This is a genomic window from Streptomyces sp. NPDC047014 (genome assembly GCF_040644195.1).
Taxonomy (GTDB): domain Bacteria; phylum Actinomycetota; class Actinomycetes; order Streptomycetales; family Streptomycetaceae; genus Streptomyces.
Genome location: NZ_JBEYVX010000087.1, coordinates 1 through 25,241, shown reverse-complemented (window position 1 = coordinate 25,241; position 25,241 = coordinate 1). Strand labels below are relative to the sequence as shown.

General features: G+C 73.5%; 18 protein-coding genes and 1 pseudogene. 8 read left to right on the top strand and 11 right to left on the bottom strand.

The window, feature by feature from the left end; translation table 11 throughout:
* The first annotated feature begins 256 nt into the window (after positions 1 to 256).
* The 3 genes from ABZ873_RS28955 to ABZ873_RS28945 are packed head-to-tail and all read left to right on the top strand — an operon-like array spanning position 257 to position 2,586.
* Positions 257 to 832, top strand: a complete 576-nt coding sequence (locus tag ABZ873_RS28955) for a hydrolase (protein WP_360877955.1) — start codon at positions 257 to 259, stop codon at positions 830 to 832.
* Positions 833 to 886: 54 nt separating this feature from the next.
* On the top strand, positions 887 to 1,978 hold the full coding sequence (locus tag ABZ873_RS28950) for a saccharopine dehydrogenase (RefSeq protein ID WP_360877952.1): 1,092 nt from the start codon (positions 887 to 889) through the stop codon (positions 1,976 to 1,978).
* Complete coding sequence (locus ABZ873_RS28945; protein ID WP_360877949.1) at positions 1,975 to 2,586, top strand: TetR/AcrR family transcriptional regulator; 612 nt, start codon at positions 1,975 to 1,977, stop codon at positions 2,584 to 2,586. The genes ABZ873_RS28950 and ABZ873_RS28945 overlap by 4 nt, the downstream gene beginning before the upstream one ends.
* A 59-nt stretch (positions 2,587 to 2,645) precedes the next feature.
* Here ABZ873_RS28945 and ABZ873_RS28940 read toward each other — a convergent pair whose 3' ends face one another.
* The 5 genes from ABZ873_RS28940 to ABZ873_RS28920 all read right to left on the bottom strand — a co-directional run bounded on the left by ABZ873_RS28940 (position 2,646) and on the right by ABZ873_RS28920 (position 7,620).
* The gene (locus tag ABZ873_RS28940; RefSeq protein ID WP_360877947.1) at positions 2,646 to 3,374 is read right to left on the bottom strand and encodes a hypothetical protein; all 729 of its coding nucleotides are present in this window, start codon (positions 3,372 to 3,374) and stop codon (positions 2,646 to 2,648) included.
* Between the two features lie 90 nt (positions 3,375 to 3,464).
* A complete protein-coding gene (locus tag ABZ873_RS28935; protein ID WP_360877945.1) occupies positions 3,465 to 4,205 on the bottom strand; it encodes a carbonic anhydrase in 741 nt (246 codons plus the stop codon).
* A gap of 54 nt (positions 4,206 to 4,259) precedes the next feature.
* Entirely contained in the window at positions 4,260 to 6,083 is a 1,824-nt protein-coding gene (locus ABZ873_RS28930) for an ABC transporter ATP-binding protein (RefSeq protein WP_360877943.1), read from the bottom strand.
* 325 nt (positions 6,084 to 6,408) lie between these two features.
* Positions 6,409 to 7,071 carry a DUF305 domain-containing protein gene (locus ABZ873_RS28925; RefSeq protein WP_360877940.1) on the bottom strand — a complete coding sequence of 221 codons (663 nt, stop codon included), beginning with the start codon at positions 7,069 to 7,071 and terminating at the stop codon, positions 6,409 to 6,411.
* Positions 7,072 to 7,203: 132 nt separating this feature from the next.
* Complete coding sequence (locus ABZ873_RS28920; protein ID WP_360877938.1) at positions 7,204 to 7,620, bottom strand: DUF6153 family protein; 417 nt, start codon at positions 7,618 to 7,620, stop codon at positions 7,204 to 7,206.
* 158 nt (positions 7,621 to 7,778) lie between these two features.
* On the opposite strand from ABZ873_RS28920, the gene ABZ873_RS28915 reads away from it, so the two are divergent.
* On the top strand, positions 7,779 to 8,351 hold the full coding sequence (locus ABZ873_RS28915) for an EF-Tu/IF-2/RF-3 family GTPase (protein WP_360877935.1): 573 nt from the start codon (positions 7,779 to 7,781) through the stop codon (positions 8,349 to 8,351).
* Between the two features lie 52 nt (positions 8,352 to 8,403).
* On the opposite strand, the pseudogene ABZ873_RS28910 reads toward ABZ873_RS28915, so the two are convergent.
* The 4 genes and pseudogenes from ABZ873_RS28910 to ABZ873_RS28895 all read right to left on the bottom strand — a co-directional run.
* Positions 8,404 to 8,647: pseudogene (locus ABZ873_RS28910) on the bottom strand (transposase); the annotation flags it as partial.
* A gap of 53 nt (positions 8,648 to 8,700) precedes the next feature.
* Positions 8,701 to 9,405: a DUF6338 family protein gene (locus ABZ873_RS28905; protein ID WP_360877932.1), complete on the bottom strand. Its 705-nt coding sequence runs from the start codon at positions 9,403 to 9,405 to the stop codon at positions 8,701 to 8,703.
* The gene (locus tag ABZ873_RS28900; RefSeq protein ID WP_360877930.1) at positions 9,395 to 9,640 is read right to left on the bottom strand and encodes a hypothetical protein; all 246 of its coding nucleotides are present in this window, start codon (positions 9,638 to 9,640) and stop codon (positions 9,395 to 9,397) included. Before ABZ873_RS28900 ends, ABZ873_RS28905 begins: the two co-directional genes overlap by 11 nt.
* Positions 9,630 to 12,059 (bottom strand): CHAT domain-containing protein, encoded by a 2,430-nt coding sequence (locus tag ABZ873_RS28895; protein ID WP_360877927.1) that lies wholly within the window; start codon positions 12,057 to 12,059, stop codon positions 9,630 to 9,632. Before ABZ873_RS28895 ends, ABZ873_RS28900 begins: the two co-directional genes overlap by 11 nt.
* 1,902 nt (positions 12,060 to 13,961) lie before the next feature.
* On the opposite strand from ABZ873_RS28895, the gene ABZ873_RS28890 reads away from it, so the two are divergent.
* The 4 genes from ABZ873_RS28890 to ABZ873_RS28875 all read left to right on the top strand — a co-directional run bounded on the left by ABZ873_RS28890 (position 13,962) and on the right by ABZ873_RS28875 (position 19,309).
* The gene (locus ABZ873_RS28890; RefSeq protein ID WP_360877924.1) at positions 13,962 to 14,396 is read left to right on the top strand and encodes a hypothetical protein; all 435 of its coding nucleotides are present in this window, start codon (positions 13,962 to 13,964) and stop codon (positions 14,394 to 14,396) included.
* A gap of 147 nt (positions 14,397 to 14,543) precedes the next feature.
* Positions 14,544 to 15,779: a PLP-dependent cysteine synthase family protein gene (locus tag ABZ873_RS28885; protein WP_360877921.1), complete on the top strand. Its 1,236-nt coding sequence runs from the start codon at positions 14,544 to 14,546 to the stop codon at positions 15,777 to 15,779.
* A gap of 59 nt (positions 15,780 to 15,838) precedes the next feature.
* A complete protein-coding gene (locus ABZ873_RS28880; RefSeq protein WP_360877958.1) occupies positions 15,839 to 17,083 on the top strand; it encodes an MFS transporter in 1,245 nt (414 codons plus the stop codon).
* A 219-nt stretch (positions 17,084 to 17,302) separates the two neighbouring features.
* On the top strand, positions 17,303 to 19,309 hold the full coding sequence (locus ABZ873_RS28875) for a Shedu anti-phage system protein SduA domain-containing protein (protein ID WP_360877918.1): 2,007 nt from the start codon (positions 17,303 to 17,305) through the stop codon (positions 19,307 to 19,309).
* Between the two features lie 151 nt (positions 19,310 to 19,460).
* Here ABZ873_RS28875 and ABZ873_RS28870 read toward each other — a convergent pair whose 3' ends face one another.
* Positions 19,461 to 20,813 (bottom strand): tetratricopeptide repeat protein, encoded by a 1,353-nt coding sequence (locus tag ABZ873_RS28870; RefSeq protein ID WP_360877915.1) that lies wholly within the window; start codon positions 20,811 to 20,813, stop codon positions 19,461 to 19,463.
* Between the two features lie 2,732 nt (positions 20,814 to 23,545).
* Positions 23,546 to 24,901 carry a phosphatase PAP2 family protein gene (locus ABZ873_RS28865; protein WP_360877912.1) on the bottom strand — a complete coding sequence of 452 codons (1,356 nt, stop codon included), beginning with the start codon at positions 24,899 to 24,901 and terminating at the stop codon, positions 23,546 to 23,548.
* Between the last annotated feature and the right edge of the window lie 340 nt (positions 24,902 to 25,241).

Genomic DNA, 25,241 nt, shown 5'->3' with positions numbered 1-25,241 from the left:
GCGACGGCGCGCCCGCCGTCCAGGGCCTCGGCGCGGGCGCCGCCGGGGTGGGCGGCATGCCAGTCACGCCGGAACCGGTTGTCCGCGAACTGCGCTCCCACCTGCGGGGGTTGGGCCGCCGCGGCCGGGTGACGTGCCCGTGGGCGACGGGCCTCGGCGAGGACGTGCACCTGGCCGCACCGCCGACCCGGCGGGATGACCGCGGCGCCGTCATGCGCACCCACGTTCCCACCCCAGAGCTCCGAAGGAGACGGCAATGACCCCCACCGACCTCACCCTCGACGACGACACCGCCCTGGTCCTCATCGACCTCCAGACCGGCATCCTCGCCCTGCCCACCACCCGGCCGTCCGCCGAGATCCTGGAGCGGGGGATCGCGCTGGCCGAGGCGTTCCGCGCCCGGCGGCTGCCCGTGGTGCTGGTCCGGGTGGCCTGGTCCCCCGACGGCGGCGACCTGCCCACGGCGAATGTGGACCGGCCGGGGCCCGCCGCGGCTCCGCCCGCCGCGTTCTCGGAGATCCCCGCCGAACTGGCCGCCCTCGGGGACGTGATCGTCACGAAGCGGCACTGGGGCGCCTTCACCGGCACCGAACTGGACCTCCAGCTGCGCCGGCGCGGCATCCACCGGATCGTGCTGGCCGGCATCTCCACCAGCGTCGGCGTCGAATCCACCGCCCGCACGGCCTGGGAGCACAGCTACGACCTGGTCTTCCCGGAAGACGCCAGCGCCGACACCGACCCGGACTCCCACGCCCACACCTTCGGCAAGATCTTCCCGCGCATCGGCAAGGTCAGCAGCACGGACGAGGTCATCGCGGCCCTGCGCGCATGAGGTGCCGGGCGGCCGCGTTCCCGTTTTTAGGTCGAGTGACCTAGAATCCGGATCATGACTGATGACGCCCTGCGGCACGACCCTTCCGCCCCGGTCCTGATCACCGGCGGATACGGAACGGTCGGCGCCGAGATCGCCCGGATGCTCGCGCCGACCACCCCCACCCTCCTGACCGGCCGTTCCCCCGAGCGCGGCCGGGCGCTCGCCGAGGAGACCGGAGCCGAGGTGCGCGCCTGGGACCTCGGCTCCCCCGCCCCCTTCCGGGCGGCCGTCAGCGCCGTGGTCAACTCGGTCAACGACCCCGACGACCGGGTCCTGCGCGCCGCCGTCCTGGGCGGGGTCCCGTACGTGGACATCACCCGCTGGACGGCCCGCCTGCAACGGGCCGTCACCGTGGCCACGCTGCTGCGGCCCACCGCGCCCGTACTGCTGTCCTCCGCCTGGATGGGCGGTGTGACCAGCCTCGTCGCCGCCTCGCTCGCCGCCGGACTGGGCGGCGCCGAGCGGGTCGAGATCGCCGTGCGGTGGGACATGGCCGACCGGTCCGGCGCCGACTCCGTGGAGTTCATGGACCGGCTCGGGGTGCCGTTCGAGGTGGTGGACGAGGGCCGCCGCCGACTGGCCGACCCGCTCACGGACGCCCGTACGGTGATGATCGGCGGCGCCCCCGTCCGGGTCGCGCGCATCGACACCCCCGAGCAGTTCACCCTGCCCCTGACCCTCGGCAGCGCCACCGCCACCACCCGCATCGGCTTCAGCTCCGCGGCCGCCACCCGCGCGCTCCTCGCCCTGCGCGGCGCCGGCTTCTTCCGCTGGGGCGGCGGCGAACGCTGGGCGCCCGCACGCCGCGCACTGCTCCACTCCCCCGGCGAGGGCGGCACGGCGCAGGTCCGCGTGGACGTCACGCACGCCGGGCGCGGGCGCACCGCGACCCTCACCGACCCGCGCGGGCAGAGCCATCTGACGGCGGTGGGGGCGGTTCTGGGCCTGCGCCGTGTCCTGGGCGAGGACGGGGCCCCGGCCCCCGAGGGCCTGGTCTTCCCCGAGCAGCACCCGGACCCGCTCCGGGCGGCCCCTCTGCTGGCCGCGCACGGGGTCGGCGTGGAATCCGGCCCGGCGGCGCGGATCGGCGGGGCAGCGGCATGAGCGCCGAACGCCCCACACCGCCCGACTCACCGACCCCGAAGGGCCATCAGCGGCGTACGGCACTCCTGGACGCGGCGGAAGCCATCCTCGGCTCCTCCGGCGGTGCCGAACTGACCATGCGGGCGGTGGCCGACGCGGCGGGCGTCCGGCTGGGCCACCTCCAGTACTACTTCCCCTCCCGCTCCGCCCTCCTGGCGGCCCTCCTGGACCGGATCCTGGCCGCCTCCCTGTCGCGCGTGGCCGCACTTTCCGCATCCGGGGACCCCGGGGCCGTCCTGGACACCGTCCTCGGCGAGCACGAAGACCTGCCCCTGGTACGGCTGTTCACCGAGATCTGGTCGATGGCCGCGCACGACGAGGAATCGGCCGCAGCGGTCCGTGCCTTCTACGCCGCCTACGCGGAGCACGTGACCGCCTTCGTCCGCGACTACTCCGCCCACCCCGACCCGGCGACCGCACAGGCCCGCGCGGAGGTCTTCGTCATGCTGATGGAGGGATCGTCCCTGTTCCGCTCGGGCATCACGGGCCGCCCGGGCCCGGAAACCGAAGCCGTGCTCCGCAGCACCCTGCTGACCCTGCTGGAAGGCGGCCCCCACCCCGGCCCGTAGCCCGGCCGGCTGCCCGCTACCCCCCTCGCCCTGATCCGCAGGACAAGGCCGGAGGCGGCCTAGCCTCCGCCCCCACCGCCGCCGCATCCGCTGCTGCCGCCGCAGCTGGAGCCGCCCGCGCCGCTGATGCCGAAGCCCGAGCCGGTGCGGCCGCGGGGGCGGATGCGGGGTTCGGGGCGGGTGGTGCGCCTGATGTGGGATTCGAGCAGGACGGCCGGGTCCACGGCCTGTTCCAGGGACGCCAGGAGCTGCCCGGCGTCGGTGTCCGGCGGGAGCACGGCCCGGCAGACGTCCGCGTCCTCCCGGATCAGACGCAGTGTGAGAACGCGGGTGGCCGGACGGGGATCCCCCGCGTACGGCTCCACGATCTCCTGCTCCAGGCGCAGCCGGTACGGCTCCTCCCGAGCGGGCCGCCACGGGCCGGCGCCGAGGCCGCGCACCAGGCGTACCCCGGAAGGATCACCGGGGGCGGCGAAGCCGATCCGGTACACCTGGAAGCAGGCCCCGGCCAGTGCGCCCACGAAGCCCGCCGCGGCGGCCACCGACACCATCCAGAGCGCGACCACCCCCACCACCGGCCAGCCGGCGCCGGTGAAGAGCAGGACCACCGCCACCGGCACGAGGAGAACGAGACCGAGCACGCCCGCGACGAGCGCGGCCAGCGCGGTGTCCCCCAGTGAGCGCGGCAGGGTCAGCCAGGAGCCGCCGCCCGCCCGCAGCACCAGTTCCGTCGTCCCCGACCCGCCCCGCATCACCTCGCCGGGCACCCCCGGGCTGTGTGCCGTCATGCCCCCACGATAGAGCTGACCCCGGGTGACTGGCCAGATGCCGTACGTGAGACTCCGCGCGGGAGGGCGCCCCGCACCGGGCCGCTGCGGTCAGCGCAGCAGCCGTACCCGCTGGCTGGTGAGTTCGTACCGCGCCCCCACCACGGCCAGGCTCCCCGCCGCGACCTTGGCGGCCAGCTCGGGCTCGGCGCGCAGCCGGGCCCCGACGAGCCGCACGTTGGCGGTGATGGCGGCGTCGACCCGGGCCGCGCCCCGCAGCGTACGGTCGATCGCGGGCCGGATCTGGTCCACGAGGTACTGCATGTGCGCGGGCAGCCGCGGCCCGCCCTCCGCCGCCCGGACCGCCGCGGCCACGGCCCCGCAGGACTGGTGGCCGAGGACGACGACCAGCGGGATCCGCAGCTCCAGCACCCCGTACGCGATGCTGCCGAGCACCGCCTCGTCCAGCACCTCGCCCGCCGAACGGACCGTCAGCAGATCCCCGAGGCCCTGGTCGAAGACCAGTTCCGGCGGCACCCGGGAGTCCACGCAGCCGAGGACGACGGCGAAGGGATGCTGTCCCGCGACCAGGGTCCGCCGCACGGTCCGGGTCTGGTCGGGGTGCAGCTCGTGGTAGGTCCGCCAGCGGCCGTTGCCCGCGACGAGCTCCCCGAGGGCGGACTCCGGTGTGGTGGGCCGGGATCCGGCCCCTCCCCCGGGCGGGGCGGCGGGCGGCAGCCGCGGGACGCCGGCCACCAGCCCGGCGCCCACGGCGGCGGCCCCCGTCAGCACGATCCTCGCGAGCCGTCGCCGCCCCGGCCGCCGCCCCTGGCCCTCGTCATCGGTCCTCACATCGGATTCATCGATCCTCATATCGGATCAAAATAGGTCCGACAGGGCGCGCCCTCAGTACACCTCCGCTCCCGCCGGGGTGTCGTCCGTGTCGTCCAGGAAGCCGCCCGACTGGTGCTTCCAGAGCTTCGCGTACGCCCCTTCGGCGGTGAGGAGGTCCTGGTGCGAGCCCTGTTCCACGATCCGGCCGCGGTCGAGGACGACCAGCCGGTCCATGCTCGCGACCGTGCTGAGCCGGTGCGCCACCACCAGCGCCGTCCGCCCCTCCATCAGCCGCCACAGTGCTTCCTGCACCAGGATCTCGCTCTCGGAGTCCAGGGCGCTGGTCGCCTCGTCCAGCAGCAGGATCGGCGCGTCGCGCAGGATCGCGCGGGCGAGCGCCACCCGCTGGCGCTGACCCCCGGAGAGCTTGATCCCGCGCTCGCCCACCATGGTGTCGAAGCCCTCCGGGAGGGCGTCCGCGAACTCGGTGACGTGCGCCGCCTCGGCCGCCCGGCGGATCTCGGCCTCGGTGGCGTCGGGCCGGGCGAAGGCGATGTTCTCCCGCAGGGTCCGGTGGAACATCGCCGGGTCCTGCGGCACGTAGGCGAGCAGACCGCGCAGGTCGGACTGGCGCATGCGGCTGATGTCCTGACCGCCGATCAGGATCCGGCCCTCGTTCACATCGGTCATCCGCAGCAGCAGCCGGGTGAGGGTGGTCTTGCCGCCGCCCGACCGGCCGACGAGCCCGATCTTCGACCCGCTCGGCACGTCCAGCTCCAGCCCCTCGAACAGCGGCTCGGCGCCGCCGTGGGCGAAGGTCACCCCCTCGAAGCGCACATCGGCGGACCGCCCCCGCAACGGCTCGGGCACCACCGGGTCGAGCACGGTCGGCGGTTCCAGCAGCAGTTCGGTGAACTGCGCCGCCTCCGTCATCGAGCTCTCCAGGCGGCGGTAGATCTGGTTGAACTCGAACATGATCCGGGTCGCGTTGGCGTAGTAGGTGAAGGTGACGACGACCGCCTCCACGCCGTGCTCCCCCGCCCCGAGCCCCAGGGCCAGGACCAGCCCCAGGACATTGGTCAGTACGGAGGCGGGCGCGACCAGGGTGTCGATGCGCAGGTTGCCGTAGTCCCAGGAGCGCAGCGTGAGCCGGCGGGACTCCGCGACGCGGGAGCGGTGCTCGGCCGCCTCCCGCTCCTCGGCGGCGAACGCCCGGACGGTGTCCATGTTCATCAGGCTGTCCGCGACATGCCCCGACACCCGGGCGATGGCCTCCTCGCGCCGCGCGACGAGTGCCTGGCGGCGCCGGATCAGGGGGGCGACGCACAGCCCGGTGAGGATGATCATCAGCAGCAGGCCGGCCACGAGCAGCGGTTCGTACTGCCAGAGCACGACCGAGGCGAACAGCAGCGGTACGAGGCTGCCCATGACCGAGAAGGTCAGCGTGTCGACGAACTCCTCGAAGCGGGAGGCGAAGCTCAGCACCCGCTTGGTGAGGGAGCCGGCGAAGTTGTCGTGGAAGAACGCCGCGTCCTTGGCGAACAGTTCATCCATTCCGGTGATGTACAGCTGCTCGATGCCCCGGGCGTCGAGGCGGTTCAGGCAGTGCAGCCCGGCCCGCCAGAGCCCTTCCGCCAGCAGCAGGACCCCGGCGAACCCGAGGACGTACGGGAGCATCGGCCCGAGTCCGGTGCTCCCGCCTTCGGCGACCCGGCCGGCGAGCTTCGCGACGAGCAGCGGCGCGAGGTAGAAGATGCCGATGTTGCCCAGCGCCGGGAGCAGCAGGGCGGGCACGGTGAGCCGGCGCAGGCGCGCCAACTCCCTTCCGTAGTAGCGGAGTGCGAGGAGCACCGAGCCCCGGCTCGGTGGACCTTCGCGTGATTGTGGTGATCCCATCCCAAACTCCGTGTAGTCGGACCAGATGGACAGGAGTCGGAGTGTCCCGCATGGACACCGGGGCGGTCCAAGCGTTTTTCGGCCGCGGGCGGGGCGCCGGCTGTGCCGTGGTCACCCGTGGCGGTGCAGGGTCACCCCGTGGGCGGCCTGGGACTCCGGGAGGTGCGCCAGGGCGGGCAGTCGCTCGATGCGGCCACCGCCGCGCCGAGCGCTCCGTAGCCGCCGACCACCACCAGGATCCTGTCCCTTGCGGCCGGTGCCGGTGTTGATGCTGCCGACCGGGTTCCGGGGGCCGGCGGTCCGGCCCCCGGAACCCGTGATCGGGTCAGCTCTTGCCGAGGAGCTTGTTCATGTGCGCGATCTCGGCCGACTGGGAGGTGATGATCGCCTCCGCCATCGCGCGGGCGGCGGGGAAGGAGCCCTGGTCACGCTCGGTCGTGGCCATCGCCACCGCGCCCTCGTGGTGCTTGATCATCAGCTCCATGAAGGCGGTGTCGAAGGCCGGACCCGAGGCGGCTTTCAGGGCCTCCATCTCCTGCCCGCTCATCATTCCGCCGGCGCCGTGCGCGGAGTGGTCCCCGGCGCCCTCGGCGGGCACCTGCTCACCCCAGGAGGTGAGCCAGCCCGAGAGCGTGCGGATCTCGGGGTCCTGGGCCTTGCGGATCTCCTCGGCGAGCTTGCGTACGTCGGCCGATCCGGCACGGGTGGCGGCGAGGTCGGCCATCTCCACGGCCTGGCGGTGGTGGGGGATCATCCCCTGCGCGAAGGCGGTGTCGGCGGCGTTGCGCTGACCCGGCGAGGCGGGGGCGGAGGCGGAGGCTGACGGGGAGGTGGTGCCGTGGCTGCCGTGCCCGCTCGGGGCACCGCTGTCACTGCCGCCGTTCCCGCCGCAGGCGGCCAGTACGAGGGCGGCGGCGCCCGTGGCGAGAACCGCGGCGGAACGCCGCGCGAGGGTACGGGAACGGGTACGGGAACGCTGACTGCTCATGGTGGTGCTGCTCCTTGACCCGCGGCCCGGATTCCGGGCAGGCGGGAAGTACGGATGAAGAGGGCTCGGGGGCGCACGGCCGACCCGGTCCCGGCGCGGGCCGGGAGGGCGGGGCCGGCGGCGCGGGCCGCTCTAGATCCGCAGGAGTTGGAGCTCGGCCAGATCGGGCGGGGCCCGGCCGCGGACGGCCGACCCGGGCGCGTCCGCGGCCACCGCGGAGGCGGCGGCGGGCAGCCCGGACAGCGCTTCGGTGAGCGCGGGGGGCGCGTACGCGGAGACAACACCGGCGGCGGCACAGGTCGCGTCGGCGTGGGAGAGGTGCCCGGATCCGTCCCCGGAGTCGGGACAGTCCGCGGTCGGCGCGTCGGCGGAGGCGGCGGGCGCCGCATGGGCCGCTGCCGAGGCGTGGTGCGCGGGCGAGCCCGCGGCGGCGGGTGCCGGTCCCAGGGCGTGCATGCCGAGGATCCCGGCCAGCAGCGCCAGCACCAGCAGCGCGACTCCGCGCCCGGCGGGGCTCGGCTGCGTCGGCTGACGGGTGGCGGCGGTCACGGGCACATCGTACGTCCCGTCCACGCGCGGCCCATCACACCGGGGGCGGCGCCAGGGCCTGTCCGATGGGACGCGGCACCGATCGGGCGCAGGGTGGCCAGTGGTCGCTGTTAGCCTCGGCAGTCCGTTGGTGGCTGGTCATTGGGAAGGGAGCCCAGATGGAAGCACCAGGCAGGCCGTTCCTGATGCATATCGGCGATCTCTTCTGGCAGGACCAGGACAGGGTGGTCATGCTGGCCGGCCTAATCGAGCGCGGGCGGGTTCGTAAGGGTGATGCGGTGGAGATCGTCGGTTTCGGTGGGACCGCACTCGTCGCCGTCGAAGGGATCGAAGCTTCGCGGCGGTATGTCGACGAGGCGAGTGCAGGCATGAACGTGGGCCTGCTGATACGTGGGGCGGCAGTCGGCGCGGTGGAGCGGGGGCAGGTGCTGGCGGCACCTGGCTCGATCAGCGGACACACCCGTTTTGCCGCGGACATCACGCTCTTGTCCGAAGAACACGGTGGTACTGAAGTGCTCACTGGTGAGCGACTCCACTTCCACTGCGGCACTGCCGCTGTAGCGGGAGACGTGACGCTTACCGGGGGATTGGATGTGTTGAATCCGCTCCACCGGGGCGACGTGACGATCACGCTCGAACGGCCTGTAGCCCTGGAGGAAGGGCAGTCCTTTGCTTTTCGGCACCGCGGACGGGCTGCCGGCTCGGGGCGTGTGATGCGCCTTCTCGACTGAGCCTCGTCAACGAAGCCAGAGCCGAATCGTTGCGGCAGTGACCGTGCCATGGAAGAGCTGGAAGTACCCCGTCCCACGTGCCGTCCGCCCACCAGCGGCGGTGCCTGTCATGCACGGTCTTCCAGCTTCCAAAACGCTCAGGCAAATCCCGCCAGGGGATGCTCGTCCGTTGCCGGAAGAAGATACCCGTCGATGATTACGCGATGACTCTTCCACCGTCCGCCCCGTCCTGTGTTCTTCGGCAAGTGCGGCTCCAGCCGAGCCCATTCCAGGTCTGATAGATCGCCCCGCCCCATGTGGGACAGAACGATCCGGGAACGCGCCCGTCACCTGACCCACCGGACACGGCCTAAGGCTCCGTGGCGGGCGTCGGGGCTGGTACGGGCGGGGGCGGCGGGGAGGCGGGGGTGGGGGCCGGGTAGCTGATGTGGACCACGCGGACGAGGGAGCCGGGGACGTAGACAAGGCGCGCCGGGGAGGGCGTACGGGGCGTGGCGCCGGGGCCGGTCCAGGCCAGGGGGCGCTGGAGGACCAGGTCCCTGCGGTCCGGGTCGGGGTCGGAGGAGACGTAGCGGAGGTATCCCTCGACGAGGCGGCCGTCGGACAGCTCCACCGCGAGGAACGCCTTGCGGGCCGGGTCCTCGGGGTCGCGCTCGGTGAACGCCCGCACCGCCGCGCTGCCTTCGCGCAGCCCGGCCCCGGTGCGCCGGGGCGAGCGGCGCCCGGCGAGGACGCCGGCGGTCCGGCTGAGGGCGAGGCTGAGCAGCATGACGAGCAGCCCGGCCGCCACCCAGGACCAGGGCCGCGCCGGGAAATCGGCCGGGGCGCGCAGGACCGCGTCCAGGGGGACGAGGAAGGGGACCGCCTCCGCCAGCAGCAGGGTCAGGAGGAGGCCCGCGGTGGTGGTGAGCGCGCCGACGCCGAACAGCTCCACGACCTCCGCGGTGGTGGTCCGCGTATCGCGCTGGGAGTGGCGGCGGAACGCCTGGTGGTAGACGGATCCGGGGGCGAGCGCGACGAGGAGCAGCACCGCCCCGACCACGCTACCCGGCATGCGGGCCGCCCTGCGCGCCGTCCGGCGCAGGGGTCTCGGCGGCGGGCTGCGGGGGTGCGCCGGTGACGGCCGGGGGCAGTTCGGGCGGGTTCGGGTCGGCGTCCTCCATGGCGAACTGGCGGTCGTCGAGCCCGGGGTCGTCCGCCCAGCCCAGGTCGTCCCAGTCGCGGGCGGGACGGTCGGGGTCGGCGGTTTTGCTGTGGGGGTCGTGCGGGTCACGCTGGTCATGCGGCATCGGGGGCGCTCCCTGGGGTGAGGTCGAGGTGGGTGGTGATGCTGACGAGTCCGGCCCACAGCCACGGCGGCGGGTGCTCCGCTTCCTCGCGCCACTGCCGCTGCGCGCGGCGCAGGGCGATGGACGGCGGAACTCCCTGAGCGAGCAGTCCGTAGAGAATCGCGACGACCTTCGCGGTGGCGTGCTCCGTCCGGCCGCCGTCGGGGAGCGGGAAGATCCCGCCGATGACGGTGTCGGCCCCGCGGCAGAGGGCGACGGTGGGGATGCCGAGCGGATCGGTGCCGCGGCGGCCGTCGAGCTCGGCGGAGAAGCAGGCGCTGACGACGAGGGTGCGGGGGAAGCGGAGGGTCAGCATCCGGGCGGCGGACAGGGTGGTATCGCGGGCGAGGAGGAGTGCGTGGGCCAGTCCCGGGCTGCTGTTGCCGTGCACGGAGGCGGCGCCGAGGGCGTAGGGCGTCGTAGCCGGGTCGAGGGCGGTGAGCAGGCCGGTGGGGCCGGTGGTGTGGGTGACGCCGGCGCCGAAGGCGGCATCGAGGGCGTCCCGCTCCACGGCGAGGCCGTCGGGGTGGACGCCGGCGAGGTAGGAGAAGGCCCGGGCGTCTGGGGCTGCGGGGGTGGGTGCAGGGGCGGCGGGCTCGGGTCCGGGGCCGGTCAGGAGGGAGAGGCTGGGGAGCATCGCCAGGACCGCGCGGTCGAGGAGATGCCCGTCGTGTCCCGTCGGCACGACGCGGAGCGCGGCCCACGGCACCCGCCACAGGCTGGCGTCCGGTACGAGGAGCAGCCCGGGTACGTCGCCCTCCGGGTCGGTGTCGCGCAGCAGCGCGGCGAGCCCGGGAGGCAGCAGCAGGGTGGCGAGGGAGGACCACGCCTGGCTGCGGCGGTCGATGAGGTGCCGGAAACGGGGGGTGGTACGCCAGTTGGGCGCCTGGGCACGTACGCCGCCGGGCTCGGCGGCGGGCTCGGTGGTGGGCTCGGTGGTGGGCGGGGCCTCGTCCGCGCCGGTCCGCTGGGCCGCCGGCGTCGCCGTCGTCGCCGCCGCCGTCGCCGTCGCCGCCGCGGCCGTACCCGTCACCTCGCCGAGGAGCCTGTTCATGTCGGCGTCGACGGGGTGCAGGAAGGGGTGCCGGGCGCCGTCGGGGGTCGTCCACAGACCGGCGACGAAGGCATCCTCGCCGTTGTCGAGCAGGCGCGTCTGGAGTACGTGGACCCCGCGGCGCACGGCGTACGCACGAGCGTCCGCGCCGGAGCCCTCCCCCTCGGGACCTTCCCGGCCCTCGGAAGTGGCGCCCATGGCCCGCCGGAAACGGGAGGAGACGAGCGTTTCCAGCCGCTCGTACGCCTGCGCCGCCTCCGCCCGCCCCGCGTCACCGGCGGCCTGCGCGTTCTCGGCCAGGAGCCAGCTCGGGATGGCAGGGTCCCCGGTCCGGGTCCCTTCGCGGTACGCGATGGCGTGCAGCAGGCCGAGGATGTCGGCCATCCCGGGATCGTCCAGCTCGGCGGGGGCCTCGACCGCGAGTCCGCCGCGGAGCATCCGGCGCAGGGCCGTCCGGTTCCCGAGGTCGAGCAGCAGGGCGAGGGCGTCCAGGGCGGTTTCGTCCCCGCGGAGGTGGAGGGCGTGAGCGGTGGTGAAGGCGGACAGTTCGGAGCCGCTGTAGAGGTCGGAGTAGTACGACTGCGCGTCCCGCCAGCCCCACCCGACGCGCAGGCTCGCCACCCCGTGCATCATCTCCACGTACGCGGCGAGGGCGTCGCGGTCCCGGCCCTGTGCCTCGGCGACCAGGGCGGTGGCGATCAGGTGGCGGACGCGGTGCGGCAGCGAGTGGACGCGGTCGCGGACGACCCCGTCGGACTCGCGTATCCAGCGCAGGGCGTCCTCGGGGCGCTTGTCCTCGATCGCCATGAGCGCGAGCAGGTCGCAGGCGGCCACGTGCTGCGGGTGGCAGCGCCACTTGACCGCGAACTTCCGTGCGTTTGAGGCATGCTGCACGGCCAGGGCGAGATCGCCCCGGTCGTGGGCGATGTTGGCGAGGTACAGCTCGGTCCGGACCCTGCTGAGCCGGTACATCTGCGGCCCGCCCTCTTCCAGCGCGGCGGTGAGGGTGGCCTCGGCGTCCTCCTCCCGGCCGAGCAGGAGCTGGATCTTGCCGAGCTTCTCCAGGGACTCGGCCAGCATGGACCGGTTGCTGCCCCGGCGGTGGAAGCGCACACAGGCGACGGCCTCCCGCTCGGCGGCCTCGAAATCCCCCTGCGCCTGGGCCAGATCACTGCGCACCATGGCCAGCTGGGCCCCGACCAGGGGCAATCGAGCGGTGGCCTCATGGGCCGCGACCATGTCGGCCATACGCATGGCCTCGGCAAGGTCCCCCGCCCGGGCCACGTCATAGGCCCGATTGAGCGCCTCCAGCAACGGCCCCACCACGGCCGCCTCCTGCCGCACCTCACCCAGCCCGGCGGCCCCCCGCGCCCGGTCATACCCACTGGCGGCCCGCACCCCTGCCACAAGCAGCAACAAGGCCAGGGCCCCTGCGACCCACCACCCGTGGCCGGTCCGCAACGCCTGCGAGACGCCGTACGAGACGACCATGACAACAAGAAGCGCCTTCCACGAAACCTGCCGACGACCCGCCATGGCGCTGCCCGCCCCCTCCACCGCTCCCGTTGCCGCTGGTCACCCGACCCTTCGAGGCTAGGCGCGGGGGACGGAACGGGGTGATCGAATATCAAAGCCGAAAGCAATTCGGTCACACATGCGCCAGAAACGGCCTGAGGTAGCCACCGTTCAGAACAGCACGGCATCTCAACCGCTTTGAGCCAATTCCCACGATGGGCTGCGGCGGCGTACAAAAGCGCCGTTAGGATCCCGGCATGATCAGGGCCCGGCCGACTTCCGACGCGCCGCAGATCCCCCACCACCGAACTCCGCCGCCCCTGCTGTGCCTCCTGTGGCCAACACTGCTCGTCCTCCTACTCAGCCACCTCCAAACCCACGGCACGACGACGGAGAACGAAGCGCACCCGACGGCGGGGGCGCCGGCGCCCACTCGGGCGGAGCCATCGGCGCAGCCTGCGGCGGGCGCGCCGACGCGGCCCGCCCTGGCGACCCCAACGCGGCCCTCGGCGGGAGGGTCGACACTGCCCTGGCCGGGGGCGCTGTCCCGGCCCGCCGCACAGGCGTTGGCCTGGCCCCTGACGGGGGCGCTGACGCGTCCCGCCGTGGCGACCTCGGCGCGGCTCTGGCCGGGGGCGGTGGTCCGCCCCGCCGCCGAGACGTTGCCATGGCCCATGGCAAGGGCGCTGACGCGGCCCGCCACGTCGTCCTCGGCGCGGCCCTGGCCGGGGGCGCTGTCCCGGCTCGCCGCAGCTTCGCCGCAGGCGTTCGGCGCGGACAGCTCCTCGCTTCCGCGGCCGCAGTGCCTGCCCGGCCTACCCAGCCGGAACACCGCTCCCACCAGCTACGCGCAGCCGCTGGAAGCGTGCGCTGCGGGCGACGCGGCCCCGGCGCAAGCGATCGGCGCGGACAGCTCCGCGTTCCCTTCGCCGCGGTGCCTACCGGGCGGGCCCGACCTGAACACCGCTCCCGCCGGCCACCCGCAGCCGCCACACGCGGCGGCCTCGGCACAGCCCAGCGCAGCCGAAGCAGCCCCGCCAGAGACATTCGGCGCGGACGCCTCCTCGGCTCCGGCGCCGCAGCGCCTGCCGGGCCGGTCCGACCCGAGCACCGCTCCCGCTGGACAGCCGCAGCCGTCACGAGCCGGCACCTCGGCACAGCCCGGCGCAGCCGCGCCGCAGACACTCGCCGTCGGAGCCTCGTCGCCTCCGCCCGTGCGATGCCTGCCCGGCCGGGCTGGCCCGAGCACCGCTCCCGCCGGACACGCGCAGCCGTCCCGCGCGGAGGTGTCCGCGTGGCCCGCCGGGGTCTCGGCGGAGGTGTTTGGGGCGGATGACTCCTCGGCTCCGGCTCCGCGGTGCCTGCCTGGGCGGGGCGGTTTGGGCACCGCTCCCGGTGGGCAGCCGCACGTGGTGGTGCGGCCGTGTGTGGTGGCGGTGCCGGCGGTCGGGGGCGTTGCGGGACGGCCCGCGGCGTCGGTTCCCGTCGGGCCTGGTGGTTCCGCCGCGGTGGTGCTGCGTATCTGACGGGTCCGCGGTGCGCTCCCGCTCGCGGCATACGGGCCCGTACGGCCCATGGCGTTCACCCTTCCCGGGGTGTTCCGCGGGAGTGCCACCCGTAGGGCGTCGTATCGGCGGAACACTCCGTTCCAGCCGAGGCACCGCCACCGCCCCCGACCCGCCGCACGATCCGAAGCAGCTCCCCGGAGGAGCCGTGCCCTTCCAGCCGTTGACCGTCCCGCGCCGCGCGCGGGCGCCGCTCGCTCTTCTCGTGCTGCTCGCCTTCGCCGCGACCGTGCTCGGCTGCATGATCCACGACGCGCGTGCGACCCCGGCCACGGTTACGGCCACGGCCACAGCCACCACGTCGTCCGTGGTCGCCGTGCCCGTTCATCCCGCTCATTCCGCCCACGGCCCCTCCGGAATTCCCCGGCCCGGCGATCACTGCCTCCTGCATTCCTTTCCGCGCGCGTTGCAGGAATTCCCCGTACAGCGCTCCGCCGCTTTTCCTCCCTTTCTTCTCGCGGTGCTCCTGGCACTGTTCGCCTCGGGCCTCGCCGGCCGCGTTCCGCGTCGCGGTTCCGGCTCGGCGCCGTGGGTGCGGGGCGGGCGCGAGACCCGTACCGGCCTCTGCTGCTGGCGGATCTAGCCGCCCTTCGTGCGGCCCGGCTCCTTCGGGCCGCCGCCTGCGTTGCCGCCGTACGCGGGGAGATTCCCGTACTCCCGTACACACCGGCCGGCCGCGGGCGAGATGCGCACGTACACAGCCATCTGCGAACGAGAGCCGAGATAACCAATGTCTTCTCCGACCACCCCGTCCACCCCGTCCGCGCGGTCCGCGCAGACCGCCCCGCCCGCCCCCGGCGCCGCCCTGTCCGGGCTCGTCGGGAACACCCCGCTGCTGCGCGTCTCCGCGCCCTTCGCCCCCGAGGGACGCGGCTTCTGGGCCAAGCTGGAGGGCTTCAACCCCGGCGGCATCAAGGACCGTCCGGGCCTGCACATGGTCGAGCGCGCCCGCACCCGTGGCGCGCTGCGGCCCGGCGCCCGGATCATCGAGTCCACCAGCGGCACCCTCGGTCTGGGTCTGGCCCTGGCCGGGATGGTCTACGGGCACCCCGTCACGCTCGTCACCGACCCCGGGCTCGAACCGTCCATGACCAAGCTGCTGACCGCCTACGGCGCCCGCGTGGACGTCGTGGCCGAGCCCCATCCGGCCGGCGGCTGGCAGGAGGCCCGGCGCGAGCGGGTGCGGGAGCTGATGGGAGGCGATCCCGGCTCGTGGTGCCCGGACCAGTACAACAACCCGGACAACACGGACGCTTACACCCCGCTGGCCCTCGAACTCGCCACCGAACTCCGCCATATCGACGTCCTCGTGTGCAGCGTCGGCACCGGCGGCCACTCGGCCGGCCTGTCGCGCGTGCTGCGGCAGCTGTACCCGGGGCTGGAGCTGGTCGGCGTGGACACGATCGGCTCGACGATCTTCGGGCAGCCCGCCCGGCCGCGCCTGATGCGGGGGCTCGGGTCGAGCATCTACCCGCGCAACGTCGCCTACGGAAACTTCCGCGAGGTGCACTGGGTCGCGCCCTCCGAGGCGGTGTGGGCCTGCCGCCGGCTCGCCACCTCGCACTACGCGACCGGCGGCTGGAGCGTCGGCGCCGTCGCCCTGGTCGCGGGCTGGCTGGCGCGCACCCGGCCGGCGGACACCCGTATCGCGGCGGTGTTCCCGGACGGGCCGCAGCGGTACCTGGGGACGGTCTACGACGACGACTACTGCGCGGCGCACGGCCTGCTGGCGGGGCCGCCGGCGGAGGAACCGGAGGTGGTGGGGCGGATGGACGAGAAGGAGGTCACGCGCTGGACGCGGTGCGAGGCGGTGGTGGACCCGCTGGCTTCGGCGGGGCGGGCGGGGCTTCCGGAGTCGGGGGCGGGGCCGGCTGAGGCGCAGGAGCAGCCGCAGGCGCAGGCACAGGAGCAGGAGCAGGCGCAGGAGCAGAGTCAGGCCGAGCCGGCGACGGGCTCCGCCCGGTGAAGGGCACCCAGGGCACGCTCACGGCCTTCCGCTCCCACGAGCCGAGCGTCCAGCTCCTGATGGTCAACCAGTTCACCATCAACCTCGGCTTCTACATGCTCATGCCGTACCTCGCCGCCCACCTCTCCGGCTCCCTCGGCCTGGCCGGCTGGCTCGTCGGCCTCGTCCTCGGTGTACGCAATTTCAGCCAGCAGGGCATGTTCCTGATCGGCGGCACCCTCGCCGACCGCTTCGGCTACAAGCCGATGATCGTCGCGGGCATGCTGCTGCGCGTCGTGGGCTTCGCCGCCCTCGGGCTCGTCGGTTCCGTACCCGCCCTGCTGGCGGCCTCCGCCGCCACGGGCCTCGCGGGCGCCCTGTTCAACCCCGCCACGCGCGCCTACCTGGCCGCCGACGCGGGCGAGCGCCGCGTGGAGGCGTTCGCGCTGTTCAACGTCTTCTACCAGGCGGGCATCCTGCTCGGCCCGCTGGTCGGCATGGTGCTCACCGGGGTCGATTTCCGCCTCACGTGCCTCAGCGCGGCCGGGATCTTCGCCGTACTGAGCCTCGTACAACTCCGCCGCCTCCCCGCGCGCCGCCCCACCGAGGCGGACCCAGCGGCACCACGGGAGGGGGTCCTCACCCAATGGCGGAGCATCCTCAAGAACCGCCCCTTCCTCCTCTTCTCCTGCGCCATGACCGGCTCGTACGTCCTGACCTTCCAGGTGTACCTGGCGCTGCCGCTGGAGGTCCGGCGCCTGGGCGGGGACGGGGCGTTCAGCGGGGCGGCGACGGCGGTGCTGTTCGCCGTGTCGGGCCTGAGCACGGTCCTGTTCCAGACCCGCGTCACGGCCTGGTGCCGGGCCCGCATGGAACCGCCCGCGGCGCTGGTCCGCGGGCTGCTGGTGATGGCCGCCGCCTTCCTGCCGCTGCTCCTCGCGACGGCCGTCCCGGTACCGGCCGGCGGACCGGCCCGCTGGCTCCTGGCCGCGGGCCCGCCGACGCTGGCCGCGCTCCTGCTCGCGGTGGGCACGATGATCGCCTACCCCTTCGAGATGGACCTTGTGGTCCGACTCTCCGGTGACCGCCTCGTGGCGACGCACTACGGCCTCTACAACACGGTATGCGGCATCGGCATCACCGCCGGCAACCTCCTGACGGGCGCGGCCCTGGACACCGCCCACTCCACGGGCCTACCGGCCCTCCCCTGGCTGGCCCTCACGGCCCTCGGCACCCTCTGCGCAACAGCCCTCCTCACCCTCCACCACCGAGGCCACCTCACACCGCCGACGGGGGCGGAACGCCCGGAGCGCGCGTCGGCCTGAACGGCCGCTCCGGGGCGGGCCTCCGCAGGCCCGCCCCAGGATCTGTCGCCAAACACGCATGGGGGTTGCCGCAGGGATGGCGAGAGAGGTCACTCGCTGTGGTCGTGAGCCTCAAGTGCATCCAACAGCCCCCGTGATGGCCCGAGGAACGTTCATTCTGGATGTATGACTCAGCCCGAACACTCCGCGGCATCGTGCAGTACGCCGAGGATCACTCCGGTGACACGACGCGGCATCTTCGACTACCTGCGCGGTGAGGGCGGCCCCTGGTGGGGACAGCTCAGCGAGATCAACTTCCTGGACAGCCTGTACGACCTGGATGCCTTGGAATCGACGGACTCCAGGTTTGCAACGGCGCGCGACGACATTGTCCAACATCGAGTCAACAACCTGTCGGACTGGCTCGACGACTGGGTCTTCGGAGATCCTCGCTTCCAACTCCTCGACGGTCCCGACGAGCTGCTTCTGGCCTTTCTGGCACGTCTCATCCATCCGGAAGCACAGCCCGACGTGGACCACTCGTGCCAGCGGGCAGAGAGGCTGAACGACCTCCTTGGCCCCGACGGCTGGGCCCTCCGAGCCTTCGATTTCCTGTCGGGGCGGCCGGTTTACACACCGGTCTCCATACCGGCCACCGGTGGGCTGATCCCACTCCCTCTAGGTGACGGCGACACCGGCAAACTCGACCTCGTTCTCGGGCAGACGTACAGCCTCCTCGACCGCGACGGAGAGGAGACCGCCCGAGACCTGCTCCGCTTGGCAGTCCTGTCGCTGCGCCGCGACGGCGGCTTCTACGAACCTACGCCTGGTGACAGTTGGACAGAGGATACGTATGAGGCTGTCCTGGTGGTGGATGCCGCTCTTCTGCCGGCGTTTACCAAGCCGGTCTTGGATGCGATCTGGCAGCGGCTGCAACTCGTCCTCAAGCGCCTGCGGCGCGAAGACGTTCAGTCCCTCGTGGTCGACGGTGATGTGGGGCCGCTCCCGGACGTTCTCCAGGACTGGAGGGATAACACGACAGAGCCCGACGGCCCGGTCGGTCATGCCTTCCGGATCAGCTTCCCGTCGACAGAGTTCGACGTCGAACGTCGGGACTTTGCCGACCTCGAGATAAGAGGTACCGGATTCTCCTACTTCTACGACACCCACACGGGTCGGATGGTCAGCGACTTCCTCCTCGACGACCGGCCTCTGGTGGCAACGCTCTGCAACGTCACCCTCATCAACAAGGACGGTGTTCTCTCCCCCAGGATCAAACTCTGGAAGAAGGACAAGGCCAAGGCCGCCAAGACCGCGGCCATGCAGACACTGCCCGGCACCGCGACTACCCAGATCATCAAGGCGCTCGTGGACACCGGCGATGTCCACGAGAACTTCTGGAAGGTCATCTGCTTCGTCCAGAACTGCGTCGGCTTGGACAACATCCCAGGAGGCGGCCGACGGCTGACGGTCGGCGACGAGGCAGAGTTGACCCGCCTGCTCGCTGACCAGGACCGCAGGACGCTCCTTGAAGCCGTCAGGATCGCCATCGGTGGCGTCCTCACCGACGAGGACATCCGGCGAATCAGCAACCGCAAGTCGCAACTCCAGCGGTTTAAGGACCTGCTGACCGATTCCGACTTCTTCGAGCACGAACGCGGACGGCTTGCAGGGCCGGAGGCGGTCTGGCAAAGCTTTTTCGAGGAGAACCCATGGATCTTCGGGTACGGCCTCAACCTCGTCGCCTGCGAACCTATCGGCTACGGCAAACTGGAGCGCATCACGACCGGCGCCAACATCTTTACCGGAGCGGGTAAGCGCAGTGACGCCGTCATGCGATCCAAGGGCTTCATCAGCAGCCTACTGCTCTGTGAGATCAAGACACACGTGACCCCCTTGCTGGCCAGTACGCCGTACCGGCCACCGGACGTCTACCACGTCTCCAAGGAAGTCGTCGGCGCCGTCGCGCAGGTTCAGAAGACTGCCCACAAGGCCCTACGACTTGTCACCGGCCAACTTCACAGGCTCTACGAGGACGACGGTGCCCCGACGGACATCGAAGTCTCAACCGCCCGCCCCCGTCAGGTGCTGGTCATCGGGAGCCTTGGCGAATTCAGCGAGCGTGGTGCGGCTAATCCCGAGAAGATCACCTCCTTCGAGCAGTACAGACGGTCGGTTCAGGACGTCGAGGTCATCACATTCGACGAACTCTACGAACGGGCCTGCTTCATCGTGGAAGACCAGTGAACGCGCCCGATCGATCCAAGGCCGCCCCAGTCGGATCCGAGGCGGTGAAGTCGCGGCATCACCCTGGCACGGCCGCCACCACCAGCTTGCCTTCGGCGAGATGTAACCATCCGCGGCCAGGGCGTGATCGGCAGGGCGACTCCAACAGTCGTCAGGTGTTGTCGGTCGGCAGGGTGGTGAGGAGGTCGCGGGCTCGGCGGAGGTGGCGGTGGCCTGGTTCCAGGAGGGGGTGGGGGGCGGTGAGGGTGTGGGTCAGGAGGGTGCGGGCTTCGGTGGGGCGGTTTGCGGTGGCCAGGGCGTGGGCCCATTCCAGGCGGGTGTGGATCGTGTGGGGGTGGTCGGGGCCCAGGACTCGGGCGCGGTCGGCCACCAGGGTTTGCCAGGCGGCCGCCGCCTCGGTGGTGCGGCCCGTGCGGGATGTGAAGGTGGCCTGGGTGCTGCGGACGGCGAGGGTGTGGGGGTTGTCCGGGCCGAGGTAGTGCAGGGTGTCCGCGAGCAGTTCGGTCAGTTGGATTGTTGTACGGGAGGGGTCGCCGCCTCGGTACCAGAGCAGGCCGCGGCGGGTGGCCAGTACGGCGGGGTCCTGCGGGCGCTGCACCCGTAGCAGGTCGGCGAGCAGTCGTTCCAGTTGCCGGGCGGCTTCGGCGGGGGCGCCCGCCTGGCCGGTGCAGTGGGCCAGTGCGTGGCGGGCGGCCAGGGTGTCGGGGTGGTCCGGGCCGAGCACGGCTGCGGCGTCGGCGGCCAGGGCCGCGAAGCGGGCGGCCGCGGCGTGCGGGTTGCCGGCCTCGGCGGTGAAGTGGGCCAGTTGGTGGCGGGCGGCCAGGGTGTCGGGGTGGTGGGGGCCGAGCCGGTTCTGGCGGCGGCGGACGATCCCGGCGAGGTCGGCGGCGGCGCGGTGCGGGCGTCCGGCGTCGCCGATGGTGAGGGCGAGGAGGTAGTCCGCCCCGGGTACCCGTCCCAGGCCGGCCCGGGTCAGGGCTTCGGCGGCGCGGCGCGGGTGTCGTTGCTGGTGGGCGAGCAGGCCCATGTCGTAGGCGTCCTCGGGGGTCGCGCGGGCGAGCAGGGTGCGCCAGAGGTGTTCCGGGACGGGGTGCGGGTGCGGTTCCGGGTGCGGGGTGGTGAGCAGGGGGGCGTAGGCCCGGTAGCCCTGGATGTGGTCGCCTGTCAGCAGGCTGCCGGGGGCGTGGGCGGGGCCGCAGGCCCAGGTGATCGCCTCGGAGAAAGGTTCCGTCTGGAGGTCGTGCCCGCGCGCCAGCAGGTACGGCCGGTGCAGTTCGCGCAGCAGGCTCTGGCTCAGGGGCCGACGCAGCCCGGCCCGCCGGCAGTCCACAGCGGCTTGGACCACGGCCGCGCCACGTGGGTGGGCCCCGGCGGCCCAGGCGTCATCCCACGCGGCCCGCAGCTCCGGCACGGCAGCCAGCGCCTCGGCCAGCCCGAGGTGTACCCCGACGCGCGGGCCACTTTCGCGGGCGGCGGCCGGGCTGAGGCCCGGCGCGGCCGCCATGGCTTGCGCCGGGCCTGGGCGTTCGCCGGCGACGCGCGCGGGGCTCCCGGGCGCGGCCGCCCGCCCGACGTCCGGCGCAGCAGGCAGCTCCGTCGCCGACCGGAACCGTCCCCCGGCGACGCAAGGCTCTCGCCCGTCGGCGACCCTTCGTCCGCACTCGGCCGCGTCCGCCAGTGGCTTCCCGAGCGCTGGGGGGTCCACGGCTGGCAAGGCCGCGCCCGTGCGCGGGTCGCTCCCGCGGGCGGCGGCCTGGCCCGGGTCCGGCGCGGCCGCCAGGAACTCCGCCGGGCCGGGGTGTTCTCCGGCGACGCGCGGAGGGCTCCCGTGGACGGACGCCCCGCCCTCCGCTGGCTCGGCGGGACCACCGGCGACGCCCGGAGAGCTCTCGCCTGCAGCCGCACGCCCGCGCCCCACCGCGGCGGTTGGGGACTTCGCAGACCCGAGCGAATCTGCGACCTGGAAGGCTGCGGCGATGCCAGGGGCGTCGGCGCAGGCGGCAGCCCGGCCAAGCTCCGGCTCGGCCGCCACAGATTCCGCCCGCTCGGCGGGACTACCGACGACGCCCGGAGAGCTCTCGCGGGCGGCCTCACGCCCGCGCTCCGCCGCGGCGGTTGGGGACTTCACAGGCCCGAGGCGGTCTTCGGCCTGGAAGGCTGCGGCAATGCCAGGGGCGTCTGTGCAGGCGGCAGCCCGGCCGGGACCCGGCTCGGCCCCCACAGATTCCGCCGGCTCGGCGGGACTACCGACGACGCCCGGAGACCTCTCGCGGGCGGCCTCACGCCCGCGCTCCGCCGCGGCGGTTGGGGACTTCACAGGCCCGAGCGGGTCCTCGGCCTGGAAGGCTGCGGCAATGCCAGGGGCGTCGGCGCAGGCGGCCGCCCGGCCAGGCTCCGGCTCGGCCCCCACGGGATCCGATGGCTCGGAGGGACTACCGGCGACGCCCCGGGCGGTCTCGTGAGCGGCCGCGCGTCCGCGCTCTGGCGCAGCCGTCAGGGCCTCCGCCGGGCCGAGGGGTTTTCCCGCGACGCGCCCGGCCCTCCGATCAGCAGCCGCTCGCCCGCACGGCGGCACGGCCGCTTGGGCCTTCGCCGGGCCGAGGGGTTCCCCTGCGGTGCGCGGATCGTTCGCGTCGGCGGGCGTCTGCCCGAGATCCGGCGCGGGCGCAAAGCCCTCTGCCGGCCCGAGGCGTTCGCCGGGGTTGCGCGGGGGGCGGCCGTCAGGAGCAACCCGGCCGAAGTGCGGCTCGGCCGTCTGGTTCTTCGGTTGCCCGATGGTGTCCGGGAGGCTCCCATGGGCGGTCCTCTGCTCGGCCTCCGTTGCAGCCTCCCGGTCCGTCTCCGGGCCGAGGTGTGTCTCGGCGGCGGGCGGGACACGCCCGGGGGCTGGTGCGGCCGAGCCGTCCGCCGCCCCGAGCTGTTCCCCGGCGATGCTCGGATCGCTTCCGTCGGTGGCCGTCCGGGCGGAACTCGGCACGGTCGCCAGGGTCTCCGGCTGCCCGAGGGGGTCCCCGGGGCGCAGGGATCCCGTGCTGTGCGGGGCGGTTCGGTCGGCGGCCGCCCGGCCACGGTCCGCATGGGCCCCGGCGCGTAGGGCTGCGGCGATGTGCGGGTCGGTCGTCTGGGTGGCGGCTCGGGTGAGTTCCGTTGGGGACCAGTGGGGGGTGAGGTGGATGACCGTTGCTTGGCTGAGGAGGTCCCGTTGGGGGCGCCAGGCGGGGGTGGTGGAGCCGGTGAGGCGGCTGGGGTCGGGGGCGGTGTAGCGGTGGTACTCCTGGGTGCGCATCGTGGCCAGTACGAGTCGCCGGCCTCGGGGGGCTGCCGTCAGGGGGGTCAGGTGGGCGGGGGTGAGGCCGCCCGCGCCCAGGTAGTCCTCCAGGTCGTCCAGCCAGAGGATCGACCGGCGCCGGCGCGCTGCCATCCGTAACGCCGCCGGGAGAGCCGCGCGGGTCAGTGGGCGGACGAAGGCGTGGTGGGGGTGGAGGGCGCGGGCCGTCTCGTAGGCCAGGCGGGATTTGCCGGTGGTGGGGCCGCCCACCAGCAGGACGAATCCGCCGCGGCGGAGGGCGTCGCGCAGCAGGGGTTCCGCGTCGCGGGGGATGTACGGGGGCTGCGTGCCCGGCGTACCGGCGGCGCCAGCGGGGTGAACCCCGGCCGCCTCGGGACGGTCGACCTGGCGGAGTGCGGGGATGCGGCCCATCGGCGTGCGCCATAGCCCGTCGGGGTCGGTGCTGTGCGTCCGCCGCGTGCGTGCGTCCCGCGACCGCCCGGCGCCCCTCCTCTTCGGCCGCGACCGCCCGGCGGACAGCCCGGCCAGTGCGGTGATGGCGGCTGCGGCTGAGGCTGCCATGCCCGTGGCCCACGTCCCGCCGGGCCAGTGGAAGGCCAGCGTCAGGGGCACAGCCATGGCCAGGGCGCCGCCGCCAAGGCCGCGGCTGAGGCTCAGCGCCGCGAGGGAGCCGGGCCGGGACTCCGTACGGCCGCTGCCTCCGCTGCCGCCCCGGCGGTTCCGCCGACCACCACCCCGGCCGCCGCTCGGGCCGCCGCTCCGGCCGTCCCTCCGGCCGCCGCTCCCCCCGCCGTCCCCCCGTAACAGCAACTCCGGCATGTCGCCCCGCCCCCCACACCCCAGTCCGTGGCCGACCCCCACTGTCCCCCCGGCGCCCCCGTCGCGCCACGGGCCCGGTGGCCTCGGGGCGTCCCGGGACGCCCGGCCGGAGCGTGCGCGTGACGGGATCAGACCAGTTCGGGCTGCGGTTCGCGGCGCGGGGCCGGGAGCTGGACCGGGGTGGGCTCGCGGTCCCATTGCCTGGTGGTGCGCAGGTAGCCGTACAGGACCGAGATCATCGACAGGATCACCAGCGGCCCGAAGACGAACGGATTTTCGGACATTTCCACGGACAGGAAGCGGTACGAGAGCAGCAGCGCGAGGAAGACCGCGGAGCCGTAGGCGGTCAGCCGCGCGCCCTGCCGGTCCCAGCCGCGGGCCAGCGAGCGCAGGGCCGTCTCGATCGTGAGGGTGAAGACGACCCCCGCGACGATGTCCACGCCGTAGTGGTAGCCGAAGCCGAGGGTCGCGCCGAGCGTGGCGATCAGCCAGAACGTTCCTGCGAGCCGCAGCGCCAGCGGGCCCCGGCGGGAGTGGATGAAGATCGCGGTGGCCCAGGCGGTGTGCAGGCTGGGCATGCAGTTGCGCGGGGTGACCTCGTCGAAGAGGAAGGGCTGCGGGGCGGTGATCGTCGGCGCGCTGTTCGGCCAGAGGTGCGCTAGCGCCCACTGGCCGCCCTCGGCACCGTAGGCGTAGACGGGCCCGACCACCGGGAAGACCATGTAGACGGCCGGGCCGAGCAGGCCGATGACGAGGAAGGTGCGGACGATGTGGTGCGCGGGGAAGCGGCGCTCGGTCATCACGGTGCGGAGCTGGTAGAGCGCGACGGCTACGGCGGCCACGCCGAGCTGTACGTAGACCCAGTCCAGGATGTGCGCGCCGACCGGGCCGGTGGCGCCGACAAGCCGGCCGACGAGGAGGGACGGGCTGCCGAGGGCCTGGTCGGCGGCGGCCACGTACTGGTCGAGGACGAGCGGCTGCGTCTTCATGGTGATCAGCAGCCAGGTGTCGCCGGTCTTGCGGCCGGCGACGAGGAGGAGGCCGAGGCCGACGCCCTTGAGGAGGAGGACGCGTTCGCGGCCGGTGCGGCGGGTGAGGGCGATGACGGCGTGGGCGAGGAGCACCCAGAGGGCGCCGTTGCCGGCCATCATCTTGGCGTCGAGCGCCCACCGTACGAGCCAGAAGACGGCGTCGATGCCGATCGCTGCCGCGAGGGCGATGAACCGCTGGCGCCAGGTGAGTACGACGAGCATCAGCGCCATGCCGGCGTACAGCAGCGGGCCCGACTTCGGGGCGAACACCACCTCGCGCACCTGGTTGGTGAGGGGGCCGCGCACGCCGTAGTGGCGGGCGGCGATCTCGAGGGCGAGGAGGAAGCCGAAGGCCACGACGGCGACGGCGGTCCAGAGGAGGACGCGGGGCCGGAGCATGGCGCGCGGACGGAAGCGGGCGGCGGCGTCCCCGCGGCTGGTGGGCGCGTTCATCCGCGATTCGTTGGATATCAATTTTTCAACCGATGTGTGTTCGCCTCGGGGCGGTAGCGGCGGGTCGAACATCGTATCGGAGCACGTACGCACCCCCGCTGGCGGGTACGGGCCGCCGGTGGCGGGGGGCGGGTGGGGGCGCGGGCCCGCCCGGGGCCCGGAGCCCAGGAGCCCGACGGCACCGGCCCGTGCCGGGGTAGCGCCCCGGGGGCGTTGGCGGTCGGGGCCCGGGGGCGGGGCAGGGACCCGATGCTGGGCCAGCTCGTCGGTGAGGACGCGCAGCCGGGGCGCGAAGGCCGCCGCCCATGGAGTACTGCGCGACAAGGCGCTCGCCGCCGGC

What these genes read in the sequence shown, in the direction of transcription:
- ABZ873_RS28955 (WP_360877955.1), top strand. Translation starts at nt 257, where the DNA reads ATGACCCCCACCGACCTCACCCTCGACGACGACACCGCCCTGGTCCTC.
- ABZ873_RS28925 (WP_360877940.1), bottom strand. Translation starts at nt 7,071, where the DNA reads ATGAGCAGTCAGCGTTCCCGTACCCGTTCCCGTACCCTCGCGCGGCGT.
- ABZ873_RS28885 (WP_360877921.1), top strand. Translation starts at nt 14,544, where the DNA reads ATGTCTTCTCCGACCACCCCGTCCACCCCGTCCGCGCGGTCCGCGCAG.
- ABZ873_RS28945 (WP_360877949.1), top strand. Translation starts at nt 1,975, where the DNA reads ATGAGCGCCGAACGCCCCACACCGCCCGACTCACCGACCCCGAAGGGC.
- ABZ873_RS28915 (WP_360877935.1), top strand. Translation starts at nt 7,779, where the DNA reads ATGGAAGCACCAGGCAGGCCGTTCCTGATGCATATCGGCGATCTCTTC.
- ABZ873_RS28865 (WP_360877912.1), bottom strand. Translation starts at nt 24,901, where the DNA reads ATGAACGCGCCCACCAGCCGCGGGGACGCCGCCGCCCGCTTCCGTCCG.
- ABZ873_RS28900 (WP_360877930.1), bottom strand. Translation starts at nt 9,640, where the DNA reads ATGCCGCATGACCAGCGTGACCCGCACGACCCCCACAGCAAAACCGCC.
- ABZ873_RS28880 (WP_360877958.1), top strand. Translation starts at nt 15,839, where the DNA reads ATGGTCAACCAGTTCACCATCAACCTCGGCTTCTACATGCTCATGCCG.
- ABZ873_RS28905 (WP_360877932.1), bottom strand. Translation starts at nt 9,405, where the DNA reads ATGCCGGGTAGCGTGGTCGGGGCGGTGCTGCTCCTCGTCGCGCTCGCC.
- ABZ873_RS28930 (WP_360877943.1), bottom strand. Translation starts at nt 6,083, where the DNA reads ATGGGATCACCACAATCACGCGAAGGTCCACCGAGCCGGGGCTCGGTG.
- ABZ873_RS28870 (WP_360877915.1), bottom strand. Translation starts at nt 20,813, where the DNA reads ATGGCGGCCGCGCCGGGCCTCAGCCCGGCCGCCGCCCGCGAAAGTGGC.
- ABZ873_RS28940 (WP_360877947.1), bottom strand. Translation starts at nt 3,374, where the DNA reads ATGACGGCACACAGCCCGGGGGTGCCCGGCGAGGTGATGCGGGGCGGG.
- ABZ873_RS28950 (WP_360877952.1), top strand. Translation starts at nt 887, where the DNA reads ATGACTGATGACGCCCTGCGGCACGACCCTTCCGCCCCGGTCCTGATC.